The organism is Methanobacterium formicicum DSM 3637 (genome assembly GCF_000302455.1).
GTDB classification, from domain to species: domain Archaea; phylum Methanobacteriota; class Methanobacteria; order Methanobacteriales; family Methanobacteriaceae; genus Methanobacterium; species Methanobacterium formicicum_A.
On sequence record NZ_AMPO01000003.1, the window covers coordinates 231,701 to 247,373 of the forward strand.

General features: G+C 36.8%; 15 protein-coding genes. 6 read left to right on the top strand and 9 right to left on the bottom strand.

The features are described from left to right. Window positions 1-29 precede the first annotated feature (29 nt). The 5 genes from A994_RS05165 (at window position 30) to cgi121 (ending at window position 5,435) form a co-directional block, all read left to right on the top strand. A complete protein-coding gene (locus tag A994_RS05165) occupies window positions 30-632 on the top strand; it encodes a PH domain-containing protein (RefSeq protein ID WP_004030278.1) in 603 nt (200 codons plus the stop codon). Window positions 633-774: 142 nt separating this feature from the next. After that, a complete protein-coding gene (locus A994_RS05170; RefSeq protein ID WP_004030279.1) occupies window positions 775-1,953 on the top strand; it encodes a geranylgeranyl reductase family protein in 1,179 nt (392 codons plus the stop codon). Then, window positions 1,944-2,975 carry a TIGR01177 family methyltransferase gene (locus A994_RS05175; RefSeq protein ID WP_004030281.1) on the top strand — a complete coding sequence of 344 codons (1,032 nt, stop codon included), beginning with the start codon at window positions 1,944-1,946 and terminating at the stop codon, window positions 2,973-2,975. The genes A994_RS05170 and A994_RS05175 overlap by 10 nt, the downstream gene beginning before the upstream one ends. 282 nt (window positions 2,976-3,257) lie before the next feature. After that, window positions 3,258-4,757 carry a (R)-citramalate synthase gene (locus tag A994_RS05180; RefSeq protein WP_004030282.1) on the top strand — a complete coding sequence of 500 codons (1,500 nt, stop codon included), beginning with the start codon at window positions 3,258-3,260 and terminating at the stop codon, window positions 4,755-4,757. A gap of 150 nt (window positions 4,758-4,907) precedes the next feature. Then, window positions 4,908-5,435 (top strand): KEOPS complex subunit Cgi121, encoded by a 528-nt coding sequence (cgi121, locus tag A994_RS05185; protein WP_004030283.1) that lies wholly within the window; start codon window positions 4,908-4,910, stop codon window positions 5,433-5,435. Window positions 5,436-5,467: 32 nt separating this feature from the next. Here the strand turns inward: cgi121 and A994_RS05190 are convergent, their stop codons facing one another. The 3 genes from A994_RS05190 to msrB all read right to left on the bottom strand — a co-directional run bounded on the left by A994_RS05190 (window position 5,468) and on the right by msrB (window position 8,604). Then, window positions 5,468-6,439 (bottom strand): DegT/DnrJ/EryC1/StrS family aminotransferase, encoded by a 972-nt coding sequence (locus A994_RS05190; protein ID WP_004030284.1) that lies wholly within the window; start codon window positions 6,437-6,439, stop codon window positions 5,468-5,470. A gap of 105 nt (window positions 6,440-6,544) precedes the next feature. Then, window positions 6,545-7,708, bottom strand: a complete 1,164-nt coding sequence (locus A994_RS05195) for an Nre family DNA repair protein (protein WP_004030285.1) — start codon at window positions 7,706-7,708, stop codon at window positions 6,545-6,547. A 428-nt stretch (window positions 7,709-8,136) separates the two neighbouring features. Next, entirely contained in the window at window positions 8,137-8,604 is a 468-nt protein-coding gene (msrB, locus tag A994_RS05200; RefSeq protein ID WP_004030286.1) for a peptide-methionine (R)-S-oxide reductase MsrB, read from the bottom strand. Between the two features lie 300 nt (window positions 8,605-8,904). Here msrB and A994_RS05205 point away from each other — a divergent pair, with 300 nt between their 5' ends. Next, entirely contained in the window at window positions 8,905-9,744 is an 840-nt protein-coding gene (locus tag A994_RS05205) for a HEAT repeat domain-containing protein (RefSeq protein WP_004030287.1), read from the top strand. Between the two features lie 64 nt (window positions 9,745-9,808). Here A994_RS05205 and A994_RS05210 read toward each other — a convergent pair whose 3' ends face one another. From A994_RS05210 to guaA, 6 genes are all read right to left on the bottom strand, one after another. Next, the gene (locus A994_RS05210) at window positions 9,809-10,462 is read right to left on the bottom strand and encodes a class I SAM-dependent methyltransferase (protein WP_004030288.1); all 654 of its coding nucleotides are present in this window, start codon (window positions 10,460-10,462) and stop codon (window positions 9,809-9,811) included. A gap of 144 nt (window positions 10,463-10,606) precedes the next feature. After that, entirely contained in the window at window positions 10,607-11,692 is a 1,086-nt protein-coding gene (locus A994_RS05215; RefSeq protein WP_004030289.1) for a sensor histidine kinase, read from the bottom strand. An 11-nt stretch (window positions 11,693-11,703) separates the two neighbouring features. Next, on the bottom strand, window positions 11,704-12,300 hold the full coding sequence (locus A994_RS05220; protein WP_004030290.1) for a hypothetical protein: 597 nt from the start codon (window positions 12,298-12,300) through the stop codon (window positions 11,704-11,706). Between the two features lie 323 nt (window positions 12,301-12,623). Beyond that, window positions 12,624-13,664, bottom strand: a complete 1,041-nt coding sequence (locus A994_RS12850) for a P-II family nitrogen regulator (protein ID WP_004030291.1) — start codon at window positions 13,662-13,664, stop codon at window positions 12,624-12,626. A 189-nt stretch (window positions 13,665-13,853) separates the two neighbouring features. Continuing rightward, window positions 13,854-14,324, bottom strand: coding sequence for a GTP-binding protein (locus A994_RS05230; RefSeq protein WP_004030292.1), 471 nt, complete (start codon window positions 14,322-14,324; stop codon window positions 13,854-13,856). Between the two features lie 390 nt (window positions 14,325-14,714). Continuing rightward, complete coding sequence (guaA, locus tag A994_RS05235; RefSeq protein WP_004030293.1) at window positions 14,715-15,641, bottom strand: glutamine-hydrolyzing GMP synthase; 927 nt, start codon at window positions 15,639-15,641, stop codon at window positions 14,715-14,717. Window positions 15,642-15,673: the final 32 nt, after the last annotated feature.

Genomic DNA, 15,673 nt, shown 5'->3' on the forward strand with positions numbered 1-15,673 from the left:
GTTGTCATAATGAATGGTGGTACCGTATAATGTTTAACAGAAAGACTAATTCAAATCCAGGGGAAAGGGTAGTATTCCAGACCAGACCCCGATTTTTGGCCAGCCTGAAATCGACCATTCTTAAATTAATAATCCTTCTGGTGATACTTTACTTTTTCAGGAGTATAATGGCATTAGCATTCACCTTACAGGAATATGCGGTGCAGATGGTACAGATTCCTCTGATTCAAGCCACATTTTACATTCTTATACTTATAATTGCCCTTTTGATACTATCCATGCTCTTAGATATTGTATCCTGGAGGCGGAAGGAGTATCAACTCACCAACCAGCGGGTAATAGTAAAAAGTGGATTGGTTAGGAGAAAAAAATCTTACATACATTACAGTAAGATTCAGGATATTGATGTTTATCAGGGTGTAGTTGACCGGATATTTTCAGCAGGAGACATAGAGATTTATGGAGGTCATGAACACACTAACATCCTTTTGGAGGATGTTCCTAATCCACGTGAAGTAGAGGATATTATTGATCGGGTTATGGTTGGTGAAGAAGTGGGTTTCAAACCCCCGCGTAGTAAAACCCCCAGAAAATCAATTATCGATGAATATGACCAAAAGTTTAAAAGATAGTCGGATAATATTAGAATGAGAATAATGGAGTAATATGCCGTTATAGGTGGAAAATTCCAATCCATTCCGAATTTTTGATGCACATAGAACTGCAAATAATAATTATTTAAATTGCCAATATAATTCCTGATCTGAGATTAACATGAAAAACTACGATGTGGCAGTGGTTGGCGCAGGGCCAGTGGGCTCAACCTTTGCCAGGCATATGGCAGAAAAAGGCTTTGAAGTAGCTATCCTTGAGAAAAAAAGGGAAATCGGCGTTCCACTTCAATGTGCAGGGCTTTTAGGTAAAAAAATCAAAAAAATAAATATTTTACCTGATGAATTCATAATTAACCCTGTGAACGGAGCATTCCTCCACTCTCCAGAGGATACTGTGCTTTCAGTCAGTAAAGAAAAACCAGAAGCATATGTTGTGGATAGAATAGGGTATGATAAGTTTTTAGCACAACTTGCCATTGATTCTGGTGCTGAATTATTTTTAAATCACAGGGTTGAAACAGTAGATTCAGTTAATGGTGTTATAACTCTTAAAAATAATGAAAACACTAAAATATCAGCAGATGTGGTGGTGGGGGCTGATGGTCATTCATCAGTTGTATCTGAAGCGTTTAATCCTCATGTAGAATCGTTCCAGGCAGCCCAATATCTCATAGATGTGGGTGCAAAACGTTTTCAAAAGGACTATGTTCATCTTTATGTTGATTCCAGGGTATCTCCTGGTTTTTTATGGGCTATTCCTTTATCAGAAAGCACAGCCCGGGTGGGACTCTTTTCAGATGTCAATTATCATCAATCAACTGTAATTCTAAATGAATTACTGGCCAAACGCTCAGAACTTAAAGGAGCAACTATTTTAAAGAAGTATTATGGTGTAATCCCCAAATATAACTCTCAAAAGCAGCTGGTTAAAGACAAGGTCATCCTTCTGGGGGATGCCGCATCCCAGGTTAAACCCACCACTGGTGGTGGTCTTATAATGGGCTTTTCCTGTGCAGAAATAGCATCACAATCAGTAACAACTGCTCTGGAAAATGAAAACACGGAAATGCTTATGAATTATTATAAAGATTACCAGAATCAATTTAAAAACGAGCTTAAAGTTCAGTTAATGGTACACAGGATTTTCAAATCCCTCACTGACGCTGATCTGGAGTACATGTTCATGAAATTAAAACAAGTTGGAGCAGAAGAGATAATCTCCCAGTACGGAGATATGGATTCACAATCACCACTGGTTAAAGAAATGTTCAAAAGAGGCATTCTTTTCTCTATTCTTCCTAAAATGCTATCCTGGAGGATATCCAGCTTATGGAAATAGCTCTACTGTTATCTAAGGAACATACCACCCTTCCCCTGGCAGAAGTGGAAGCTGTTCTAGAATGTGAGGGAATAAACTATCACATTAAAGAAGAGGGTGAAGGACTTCTTATTCTGGACATTCCCCATGAAACTCCGGATATAATGATGAAAGTAATCAAAAGACTTTCATTCACTCATGAAGCGTTTCAAATTCTCTTACAAAATGATGAAGATAAATTAATCAGTGAAATGGAAAAATATCCATGGAAAGATATTGTCAAATCTGATTATGCGGTTAGAGTTAAGAAGATGGATAAAAAATCCCAGTTCAACACTTCCAAACTGGAATGGGAAATGGGAAGCATTATCAATGAAGCAACACCCGGTGTTAAGGTAAATCTGGAGGATCCTTCTATCTTTATCCGGACCATTTTAAAAGATGGTAAAGTTATTGTTGGGCAGCGTATAGGTAAAATATCTAAAAAACACTTCTTCAACCTTAAACCTCACAAAAGACCCTTTTTTTATCCAGGATCAATGAGTCCTAAACTGGCCCGTTGTATGGTAAATTTGACTCGAATCAAAAAGGGTCAAACTCTGCTGGACCCCTTCTGTGGAACTGGCGGAATACTCATCGAAGCAGGAATTGTTGGTGCCAGAGTTATAGGGACCGATATAGATTATAAAATGGTTAAAGGAACCAAAGAAAATCTTGAACACTGTGGAATTAGTGATTATGAGGTTTTCAGGGAGGATGCCCGGAAACTGGAACTTCCCAGTAAAGTTGATGCTATTGTCACTGATCCTCCTTATGGTATTTCTGCATCAACCGGTGGGGAAAAGAGTGAGGATTTATACCAGCAATCAATGCGGTCTTTACAGGGATTACTAAAGGATGATGGTCGTATGTGTCTGGCAACTCCCCATTACTTAGATCTGGATGAGGTGCTTGAGGGTACAAAATTTAAAATAATAGAACAGCACCACATAAAAATGCATAAAAGTTTAACCAGGGTTATATCAGTGTTGACCATAAGTTAATAGGCTCAAATTCCGTCATCTTTTAACGGAAACCTTTTATATGGGCACTTAATTGAAATTATAACTTTAATTGAGCTTAATATTATGGTTTGTGTAAAAAGGGTAAGTTTGAATAAACAGACGCAAGTGAATGGCTGATTTAATCAAGTTTTACTGGTTAATTTAATCACGCTGCACTACTGATATAATGAAATATTTTAAAAAAACATCTTAAAATCTTTAAAAAACTTTTATAAACCATTTAATTAATTTTATAAGTCCATATGATTTGTTGGTGATTCTATGAAAGCCAAAATTTTTGATACCACCCTTCGTGATGGTGAACAGACTCCGGGAATATCTTTAACACCGGATGAAAAGCGTTTAATAGCCAGAAAACTCGATGAACTAGGAGTTGATGTAATTGAGGCAGGATCTGCTATTACATCAGAAGGAGAAAGGGAAGGTATTAAAAAAGTAACTTCAGAAGGTCTTTCTGCAGAGATATGCAGTTTTACCAGGGCAGTTCAGGTAGACATTGACGCAGCCCTGGAATGCGATGTGGACAGCATCCACCTGGTGGTTCCCACATCCGACCTGCACCTGGAATACAAATTACGCAAATCCCGCGAAGAAGTGAAGACCATGGCGATAGAATCAACCCAGTACGCAGTTGATCATGGGCTAATAGTGGAATTATCTGCAGAAGACTCCACTCGTAGCGACATGGGATACTTAAAGGAGGTATTCCAGGCAGGTATAGATACCGGGGCAAAACGTATCTGCGCCTGTGACACCGTGGGAATGCTCACTCCAGAACGGGCTTATGATTTTTACAGCCAGCTGGCTGAATTAAAAGCTCCATTAAGTGTGCACTGTCACAACGACTTTGGACTGGCTGTTGCCAACTCCCTAAGTGGATTAAGGGCAGGTGCAAGCCAGGCCCATGTCACAGTTAATGGAATAGGGGAAAGAGCAGGTAATGCATCCCTGGAAGAATTGGTAGTTTCATTGTACTCCCTATATAATGTAAAGACCAAAGTAAATCTGGAAATGTTATATGAAGTTTCTAAAACAGTGGCCAGGATAACTGGGATGTACTTACAACCCAATAAGGCAATTGTTGGTGAAAATGCCTTTGCCCATGAATCCGGAATCCATGCTGATGGAGTAATGAAGAAAGCTGAAACATACGAACCTATAACTCCAGAACTCGTAGGGCACAAGCGTCGTTTCGTGATGGGTAAACACGTTGGTTCTCACATCATCAAAGAACGGATACATGAAATGGGCTTCCAGGTTGATCAGGAAAAATTCTCCCAGATATTCAATAGAATAAAAGCACTTGGTGACATGGGAAAATGTGTCACTGACGTGGATTTACAGGCAATAGCCGAGGATGTTATGGGAGTAATGAGTGAAAAACCAGTGGAACTCCAGGAATTAACCATAGTATCCGGAAATAGGGTCACACCCACTGCATCGGTAAAACTAAAAATAGGTGATGTGGAGAAATTAGAAGCCGGTATAGGTGTTGGTCCTGTTGACGCAGCCATAGTGGCCATTAAAAAAACCATCGAAGATGTCACTGATATAGAATTTGAAGAATACCACGTGGATGCCATAACCGGGGGAACAGATGCCCTTATTGATGTGGTGGTAAAGCTCAAACACGAGGGTAAGGTTGTAAGTGCCAGAAGCACCCAGCCCGATATTATAAACGCCAGTGTAGAAGCATTCCTTGGTGGTATAAATAAAGTTTTAACCGATAAAAAGCTTAATGAGTCTAAAAAACTCTTATAATTGACTAAAACTTTATTTTTTTAGCACTTTATTTTTTTAATGAAGGTATATTCTTCAAAAATATTTGAATGGCCTCCTGTTAGAATGGTTTATAATTAATAGGTTTATTTTAGAACTTGAATCTGGATAATTAGTTTAGGTAGTGATGTAATGGATCAGTACGATTTCATGGATCATAAAATACAAATTAGTGGTTTTGAAGCTGAAATAAATGATACCCATCAAATAATGAAGTTTATAAAAGATATAAGTGGAGAATGTAGCAGTGGCAGATGTATCATCCAATTATTACATGCCAGGGCAATAGCCGGTGAAAAACACATCTTGCAGGCAACATTGCAGGCCATTAAATCATTTGAAATGAATAATAACACGGCAAAAGATTTAGGATTGGAAATATGCCTTAGGGCTTCGTCCCAGAGGCAAATATCCAGAGCTCTTAAAATTTTAGGCATAGCAAACGGTAAGATGGATATCTGTATGGTGGCGGTGGATTGTGATGAAGATATCCGAAAAAAGGTGGGTAATGCTCTGGGCAAACGAAATGATAAAGTACTCCAGGCTGATGTAAGTACACTGCAAGAGGTGTATGAAATCTCTCCTCAAGAAATAACAAGTGCAGGAAACATTGAAAGGGTTATGGTGGAAAGAACAGCTCTTTTAAATCTAGAAATTTAATTCCGGGTTATGATAGTTAAATCGTTAACAAGTTAAATTGTGTAGTTTACAATATCCACTATTTCCCTAAGATTTTCCTTTTTTAGGCAGTGAATATCCAAATTTTTCACCTCTAAACAAATTGCTGGTTGATTAATTCTATCATAACGTGGGCAGGTGGTGATCATACCCCCACCATTGACTTGAAGCTTGTTTCTAAGCAAACGGGCCACAGATTTTGGTTCATCATGTGGAATTGCAATGTTTATTCCCCGTTTTTTAGGGTGCAAAGCAGATTCAATTTCTTTTTTTATAAATTCACAGGCATTGATGGTTTTAACCAGACTTTCAGGGGCCCTTTTAATTTCTTCTACTAGGCCTGCACAGGTAACTGGACTACCTTGGAGGGTTTTCAGGATGAAACTCATATCATTAACCATTCCCTGATCACTGGTGGATATAAAACCACCATTACCCACATTAACCATTTTAGGGGAACCAGTGGAGGCCACCAGAACATGGGAATGATCACCACAGGCAAGTTTCTTCTGTGGATCACCAACTGATCCAGAAGCATCCTCCACCAGAATCACCCTGTTATCCTCACAGATATCATAAATCCCCTTAACTGGTTGTTCGGCCATGTAACCAGCAAAACTGGTAAAGAAAAGGGACTCAGGACTTTTTAGTTTCACCAGTTCATCCAGTGTCTCCAGATGGATAACCCCCATTTCAGTAGGCAAATTTACTAATTCAAGCCCATAAAACTCGCAAATCTTTTTAAAACCACTCCAACCGCCCTGGTCTGGAATCATAACCGGTCCCTTCATGGTACTCATGGCAGCCATAATAGCAGCATTACCACTACTCAGCACCCTGGCGTGGTCATGACTTGTAGTCTTTATTATAGCCTCTTCAGCATTTTTTTTATACTCATTACCTCTGAACCGGTTTCCAAGTTCTAAGGAAGCATCGCTCATGGCGGTTCTAGCTTCCTTTGAAGGCATTTTAAAGAAAAGTTCCATTTAATCACGTAGTTTTAATATTTTTGTTTATAATCATTTAGTTTCATATATGCTCCTTAGATTATATCTTTAACTTCTTTAATCCTCATAATCATGGAAATTAAGTCATTTAAAGTATGAATCCAGGGTGGTCTGTCTGGAACGGAGGATATCCTGAAGGAGATCACTTCTTTTGATGAAACTATTTATGGGAAGCTTCAAACGGGTGTCAATATATGCTAGGGCAGTTTTCATATCTTCAAATTCCAGGTAAGGTTGTGCCATTGCGTTTCTAACATTTTCCCGTACGTTAAATACTCCCAGAGGAACGTATCCTGAATAAGCTTCTCTCAGTACAATAACTCCAGCTTGACGTTTTTCCTGGGCCAGTGATTCTAAAACTGCCATTTTACAGGTGTAATAACAGCCACCAACCCTGGAATATTCTTTTTTACCATTGTAATTCTCATAATCTGAAAATATTAGTTTTTCTTTTCCTAAAACTTCTAAAAAGGCTTCCATCCATTCATACTGCCATGGGGTAGGTAATAAGAGTACAGCATAATAGTTTTGTAGACTCTGGAACTGGTAAACCCGGTGAACATCCAGTGGCTCGTAATGCTTCACTTCTCTAAGTAACTGATCTGCAATGGTAGTGTCACAGGCAGTTATGGACCAGCGGGTGGGAACCAGGCGTCTGCGTTTATCCACACCCATGGTACCCACAGAAAAAGCCTTCTGCATATGAGAAAAGGGTACATCCTTCCGGTGCAGATCCATAAGTGCTTCTTTGGCTCTCAGATCAGTGTCATAGTATACCTTTTCCAGTTCACGGTCCCAGCGGACGTTATCAATTTCGAACTTCTCCAGAATGGCACTGGGGCCATGTGGGGCCTGGTATTCACTGAATGAAACTCCTCTTGGTTTTTTCCAGAACTCGGCTTCACTATCAATGGATCCCGATGCCAGGGAGATCTCCTGAAGTTTCTCCACCATTCGATTATCCAGATCAGTGATTCCAATCATCTTTTTACCCCTAACCAGACTCATGCGGTAGGAAATAATATCCTCCTGGCTTTTAGCTCCAGGGATCCATGCCTCTGGGGTGTCCATAATAGCAGTGTCTCCGGATACCGGAGAGATCATGGGACCAGCATACACTTTAGGATAATTCCAGCTACCAATGAATACTGAAGGGGGTGTACTGCCCTCTAATTCTTTACCAACCTCAACTGAGGGAATCTGAAACTTGGATGTCAGTTTTTTAAGGTAAGTTTTCTTACCCATCATAGTATTTGATTATCTCCTCTTTTTTAAAAGACTTTAGCCAGCAAATGAGAACTAATTATCAAAGTTATCCTGTTAAACAATAAGTAAATTGTTAAATAATCCATTATTCTGTTAAGCATACAGAAGTTGCTAAACAATTCAGTTATCTGTTAAGCAATAGGTAGTTGTTAAATAATCCATTATTCTGTTAAGCATACAGAAGTTGCTAAACAATTCAGTTATCTGTTAAGCAATAGGTAGGTTAAATAATCCATTTATCCTGTTAAGCATACTGAAGTTGTTAAACAATCAGTTATCTGTTAACCATAGATTTTTTAACAATCCATTTGTCTTGTTAAACCATAGGTAAGTTGTTAAAAAGTCAAATCTGGTGTTAATACTAACTCTGTTTGAGTGTTTAATGAAATTAACTTCCTACTTCCGAAAGATCATGGAATTCGTTTAACAAGGTTGAGTGATGCTGAATTCATACAGTAACGCAGGCCAGTTGGTGCAGGGCCATCATCAAAGACATGACCAAGATGGGCATGACAACGGGCACAGAGCACCTCGGTGCGCACCATTAACAGACTCCGGTCAGTTTTGGTGGTTATGTTTTCATCTGCCACCGGTGCCCAGAAACTGGGCCAACCTGTTCCTGAATCAAACTTGGTCTGGGAGTCAAATAGATCAGTGCCACAGCATACACACTGGTAAATACCATCCTCATGGCAATCATGATACTTACCAGTAAAAGCAAGTTCTGTTCCCTTTTTACGGGCAACATCAAACTGTTTCGGAGTTAAAATTTCCTTCCACTCTTCATCAGTCTTAACAACTCTTTCAACCAGTTTTATCCCATTCAAATTCGTAAAATAAATAGGGACAAAATCCTTTTCAGAGGTTTCTTTTTTCATATTATCATCATGGATTTATACATCTCATCGATTATACCTAATTCATCCACAATATCACTGGATTAATATAAAAGTGTTTTATATTTCTATAACTTTAAAGACTTAAATTAAACGAAATTAATCAATTAATATTTATAATGAATTTATTCTATAATGAATTTATTCCGGTTTAATTGTTAAATGGACGAGAAGCGATTATGACATCAATGAATGTTAATGAAGATGGAAATACTAATTAAATTTACTAATTGAAAAGGTTTTTTTTAAGAACACATTTTTTAAAGTCCAGAACATGGTTTTATGAATTCTAATGAAAAAAAGAAGAAAAATCGGGAAAAAAGAGGGCAGATTTCTCCGAATGATACAGTACCCTATGCTGATTTTTCAACAGAAGATTTAATTGAAATGTTAAGCGCAGAAAATCCTCAGGAAAGAACAATTTCTGCAGTTTTACTGGGGAATAGGAATAGTAAAATGGTAATAATGCCGCTTTGCATTGCACTTAAAAATGAAAGATCGCTTTACTCACGGATAGCCATTTCGGAAGCATTATCTCAAATAGGAGAACCTGCTACGCCCTGTTTAATCCAGCTTTTGGGTGAAATTGGTAAAAATCAGGAAACAGAGCTTCCTCTTAAATATTTTAAGAAAAAGAGTTTTCCCCTGGTAAGGGATATGGCAGCAAGGACTCTGGTAAAAATAGGAGAACCAGCAACTCCCTATTTGATTGAGGTATTAGGAACTGGTAATAAATTTAAAGTTCAACAGGCAATTGATGCAATAGGTGCAATTTCGGCCAAAACAGGAGATAAAAGGGCATTAAATGTTTTAATTGCCCTCATGAAGCAAGTGGAAAACTTGAGTGCTGTGGAAAGTGATCGGGATCAGCTAACACTGTGGAAAATCACCAGGGCCTTAAGCGGATTTCAAAACAGCAAGGAAGCTACTTACCCCCTGATTGCAATATTAAAAAGTGATTATGAACCCCCAATAATATGGGAAGCATTGAGGAGTCTTGGACAGATTCAAATTACAACTCCTGAGGTTTTGAGTCTAGTTGAAAGTTTCATAGATGACAAACAACCTGAAATAAGAATTGCCGCTTTAAATGCGTTAAATCTCCTTAATAAACAAATTTGATTGATCATTAAAAATTAAATTAAATTTAAAAACTTATTTTTAACAGCTTTATTTTAACAGTTTTTCATTTTTTCATACCAATATAATAAAAACCATTGGATTTGTTACCATTCATAGTATCAAAAATGGTATTTTCAAAGTACAACTTTTCATAATCTTCAGTTAACTTTAAAACATGTGGGATGGTGTGATGTCTTAAAACAGCACCTTCCGGAAGTTCAAAAACTCCATAAATTTCATATTTGTCTTTGAATTTTTGGTAACGCTGGAGGTTTCTTTCATCAGTATTCAAGAGAAAATCACTAATATAAATCAATCCATTATCCTTTAAAACTCTTGAAATTTCCGATAATAATTCTTTTTGCTTCTCAGTTTGGATGTTACTGGTTAAAACTCCAATGAGAAGTACTGCATCAAATGAATTATCTGGAAATGGAAGATCATCTCCATTATTTTTAATGAGCTTAAAATTTGGATGTAATCTCAAACCCCGCTTTATCATCTGCTCGGAATAATCGACCCCTGTTAAGTTCTTAAAACCATTTTCATCTAGTTCACTTAAAGTTCTACCATAACCACAACCTAAATCAAGGATATTCATTTCAGGACGGATATGTTTTTTAAATTCTTCCAGTGGAAATGGTGTAGGGAATTCCTTTTCTTCTGCAACTTCATCCCAGTATTTTTCCTGATGAGAAACCTTTTTATTAATGTTCATTTATTCCACCCACTTCAATTATTTCCCAGTATTTACTTAACTTATCAAGAGATTATATTCCTATTTAAAGAGGGTAATATTAGGGGATTACGATGATAAACGCAGTATTCGATTTAAAGTTAATTTTTTAGTCAGGTTATAAAATCAAAATCGTTTATTATATTGTAATTCCTTGAACTTAAGGGTGAAAGTGGTTCCATTATTGGTGTCCATTTTCATCTGACCATCTAGCTGGTTAACCAGACTGTTTATCAGTTGAAATCCTAAAGTGTCTGCCTTTTTAAAGTCAATGTCCTGAGGGATGCCAACACCATTATCACTCGTTTTCAGGATGAATGCATCACCATCCCTTTTAAGATCCACAATTATCTCCCCTTTCAGGTCATTGGGAAATGCATGGTTAACTGAATTGGCAACGATCTCGTTAATGAGAAGTCCCAGGGGTATGGCGGTTTCTAATTCCATACTAACATCTTCAACATTAACTGTAAGCTTAACTCGTCCAGGGTCTTCAATATGTGATGTTAATAGTTCTTTGGTAAGATTCTGGATGTACTCAGAAAGTTTGATATGTGAAAAATCCTGGGAACTGTAAAGTTCTTCATGGATCAATGACATTGTTTTCACACGGTTCTGACTGCTTTCGAAAATTTTCAGATCCCTCTCATCCTTAATGTGTGGGATCTGAAGACTCAGGAGACTGGAAATGATCTGCATGTTGTTTTTAACTCGATGATGAAGTTCACGTAGCAGGATTTCCTTCTCCTCCAGGGAGGTTTTGAATTTTTCCTCTGCGACTTTCAGGGAATTAATATCAACCATGCTAAATACTACACCCTCATACTGGTTTTCATCATTGAATAGGGGGTTTCCTAATGATTCAACCCATATGTAATGTCCTTGGACATGTTTAAACCGGTGCTGTACTCTTCCGGGTATGTAAGAAATATTGGATTCCATGAAAGCAGAACTGACCTTGAGTTGATCATCAGGATGAACTAAATTAATAAATGTTAGAACGTTTGCACCCAGGATTTCTTCAGGCTCATAACCAAGAATAGTTTTTATGGAAGGGCTGATATATTGAAAAGTTCCTTCTGCGTCCACCTGGCCCACTACATTTAACATGTTGTCAGTAACCAGAGTTAAAAGTTTTTCACGTTTTTTAAGTTCTTTTTCTGCCATTTTGTTCTGTAAAACAACCGAAGCGATGTTAAGGATGGTTTCCACTGTGTTGATGTTTAAAGGTTTGCCCTTTTTTTGGTTATTATATTCACACTGCCGAACATCTCTCCCTTAAAAGAAAAACCCATCACATAGATTTCATCAACACCAAATGCCCTTTCAATCATACTGTATGTTTTTGAAGGTAATTTATCTGCAGTGATATAGTGCAACCCATTATCCACCCTTTGTAACTTACCACTTGAAAGGAAATTATTTGATTCCTGATCTAAGGTATCCCGGGGGAAGTAAAAATCGTCTATTTTAACCCCTGTTAATTTTTCAGCAAGATCAACCATTCTGGGGGTAATCCCCACCAGGTCTCGAACTTTAAAACTATCAGAATCGTCATCATAGGTAGAAATAATGATGTAAGCATCTGTTATTACTTCTTGAAGTTTTTCCAGTACAAAATCATATATATCTGATTCGGTAGGTAGACTCAACAGATCCATTACCAGGGGGGATAAAAATTTCAAAGCATCCTGAAAAGGTTTGTTCTCAGGTTTCATCAAATTAAAATCAGCCATATGACTTTCTAATTCAGAATACAAATTCCTATATTTCTTTATTTCATTAATTAACTGTTCTTTAGATTTTTTTTCATCATTCATGATGATCAGTCTAATTGATGAGGTCTAATTGATGAGTTAATCAAAATCTATAGTTAATTTATATTCTATGGATATTATAACTATCGCGCCTCTTAAAAAAAACGGTTATCAAGGGTATTATGTGAAATAGATTTATAAAATCAATGTAATGAAGATAAATCTGATGAAATGAGGAATTTCCGGAATAGGAGTAAATTCTTAGAAGGATAGAAGTAAATTAATGGAATGGGAGTAAATTCAGTGGAATGAAGGTAAATCCAATATAATGGGGATAATTTCTGTTAAAATTTTTTTAAAAATATTAGAGAATCGATTAATTTACATTAATCGACGGCATTTTCCCCTCTTTCACTTGTACTAATTCGTATAACGTCTTCTACTGGAGATATGAATAGTTTTTCACTTATATCTTCGTTTTTAATAGCTTCAAGAGCCTGAATAACATATTCAATTTCTTCCTTTTTGATGACCATCATCATCTCTATTTTTGGAGGCAATTCCAGAGCATAACTACTGCAGCGGTATGTTTCCATTTTTTCAGTACCATAATTCTGATATTTAATATCTATGATAGTTATATTGGAAAATCCAAATTTTGCAAGGGAATTTTTTACATTATCCAGTTCAATAGGGTGGAAAAAAAATCTTAATTTGTAAAATTCTGAGTTAAATGAGGATGAAGGTTCCGGATCAGTGGATTCTTCGTATGCTTCATAGATTTCTTTAGATTCACCCATTTCTTCTGTTTCGTAGGTTTCTTCAGATTCATATGTTCCTTCGGTTTCGTATATTTCTGTGGTTTCTTCGGATTCTGTGGTTTTTTGAACGGCGTCTGCTTCCTGGTTTTTTATTGCACTGCTTTTGAGGGATGATTTTTCTCTTTCATATTTATCTATTAGTTTCAATAACATTTTCAGGCCGTCGTTTATCCCAATTCCATCCTGTGCAATGGTGGGAATACTCAGGACTCCTTCAACGTGGGTATCCATTTCAAATTCACTAAAATCATCTCTATTTGCAAATAAAACATGGGGTATGTTTTCACTGGCAATTAAATTAATTATCTCCAGGTCTGTTTCAAAAATACCAATACTGGTCTCTATAAAAACAATCACTCCATCCACTTCTTCAGATAATACCTGTTTTATGGACATGAATTCAGGATAGCCCGGTGGATTGAATAAATAATTTTTCCCACCATCAATGAGTATCCTCCGATAATTGATAATTGATAATTCGATATTCTTATTCGGGGGGATATTATCATTAAAATAATCTATTATAGTTTCGGAATTGTCCTTAGTAGAATTATAATTGCATAAAATAACGATTTTTTTATCATTACTATGGGTTTCATTTTCCAATGCTAATCACCTTAATTTGGATTAACTATTATTTTAAACATTTTTTTAAAGATATATTTAATTTTGTGAGGATAATAAATTTTTAATTGGTTATTCAACCTTATTTTAATTGATGTTTGAGTTAACATCGGTTAAACATCTAAAATGTTTAATTATAAAATTGAAAATAAATATAAAAATGTAAAAACATCAACAGCTAACTGCTGTGATCTTGCTGATGTATTCTGGTTCCATTAATTCTAATAATATGTTCAGACCTTCCGAAATCCCTTTACCTGAAATCGCCTGGGTTGGTATTATAATAGCATCTGGATACTGAGTATAGATGGGAATATCGCTTAAATCTTGTTTATTGGCAAATATGATATAAGGAACACCCCTTTCTTCCACAAAATCAATCATTTCTTCACAGTTGGGAGTAATCCCCTGAGTATTATCGATTACTATGATTGCCCCGTCCATGTTTTTGGATAATATTTCTTTCATAAACTTGAATCTCTCTGCACTAGATGGGCTGAATATTTGAAGCTTTTTAGTGTTTATTGTGGTTTTTCCATAGCTTGCAGCTTCAGTTTCTATCAAAGTATTGCATACATGTTTCAGAGCAGTCCTTTTACCAGAATCAGAATCTCCCAATACTAAAATTTTTTTAGTTTCCATAATATCACTTACCAACATTCACCAGATGTAGGAATACGGAATCCTACTTCCGATCATAAGTTTGGATTTTTTTACTTATAAACTTATCCAAAACATTCATTCAAAATTTTCAGAAAAAATTCACAATATGACCAATGAAATAGTTGTATTCCTTGAAATTTTCAAGTAGTGCAGGTTTTATGATATTTTTTTGGGATTTAAGGAATTATAATAATGTCCTGAACTACTGTAGTGTAACCAGTGTTGAAGGTTATGTTACTATTGGATGGGGCTGATAGTTACTATTGGATCTGAGTGAAATTTTTAGTTATCTAGGGATAAATAGAAAATAAAAAAAGTTAGAAAGGATTTTAAAAGGGTATATTCAGTAATATCCTTTTTTCAATGGATTTAAGCAAGTTCAATAGTGCTTGGAGGTTTATCACTCACTGAAAGAGATACATGGGTGACTTCTGGAATCTCCGCTGTTATCCTACGGGACATTGTCTTAACCATTTCCCAGGGTAATTCAGGAACATCTGCAGTCATGGCATCCAATGATTCTACCATTCTTAGTACAACCAGGTATCCATAGTCTCTAATGTCCCCTTTAACTCCAGTCACCTTAGTATCAGTTAAAACTGCGAAATATTGCCATAAAGTTTTATCAAGGCCCACTTTTTGCACTTCTTCCTCGACAATGGCGTTGGCCTTGCGGCATATTTCTATTCTTTTGGGGGTTATTTTCCCTGCAATACGCACAGCTAGACCCGGGCCAGGGTAAGGTTGCCGGTTCACCATCTCAGCAGGTAAACCCATTTCGGCTCCAATAATTCTTACTTCATCTTTATAAAGTTCCCTGATGGGTTCCACAAGCTCTAAAACCATTCCATGGGGAAGAGCAACGTTGTGATGGGATTTGATATCACCCTGGCTTTCGATCCAGTCAGGGGCAATGGTGCCCTGCACCAGAAACTCAGCACCTACTTTCTCTGCTTCCCTTTCAAAGACCCTTATGAACACTTCACCAATGATCTTTCGCTTCTCTTCAGGGTCTTCTACTCCTTCCAGTTTACCCAGAAACTCTTCACTGGCATTGATGTACTTCAAGTTGAGCCTGCTCTGGAAAGTATTTTGAACGTAATCTGCTTCTCCTTCCCTTAAAAGCCCATGATCCACAAACACGGCGGTTAAATTTTTGCCAATGGCATTTGAAACCAGAACTGATGCCACAGAACTATCAACACCACCAGAAAGTGCGATTATAGCTTTTTTATCCCCAATGGCATTTTTTATAGTATCTATTGTTTCTTGAATAAAAGAAGACGGATCTAACATGTTTATCAACCTGTAATGCTTTTTTTGATTAA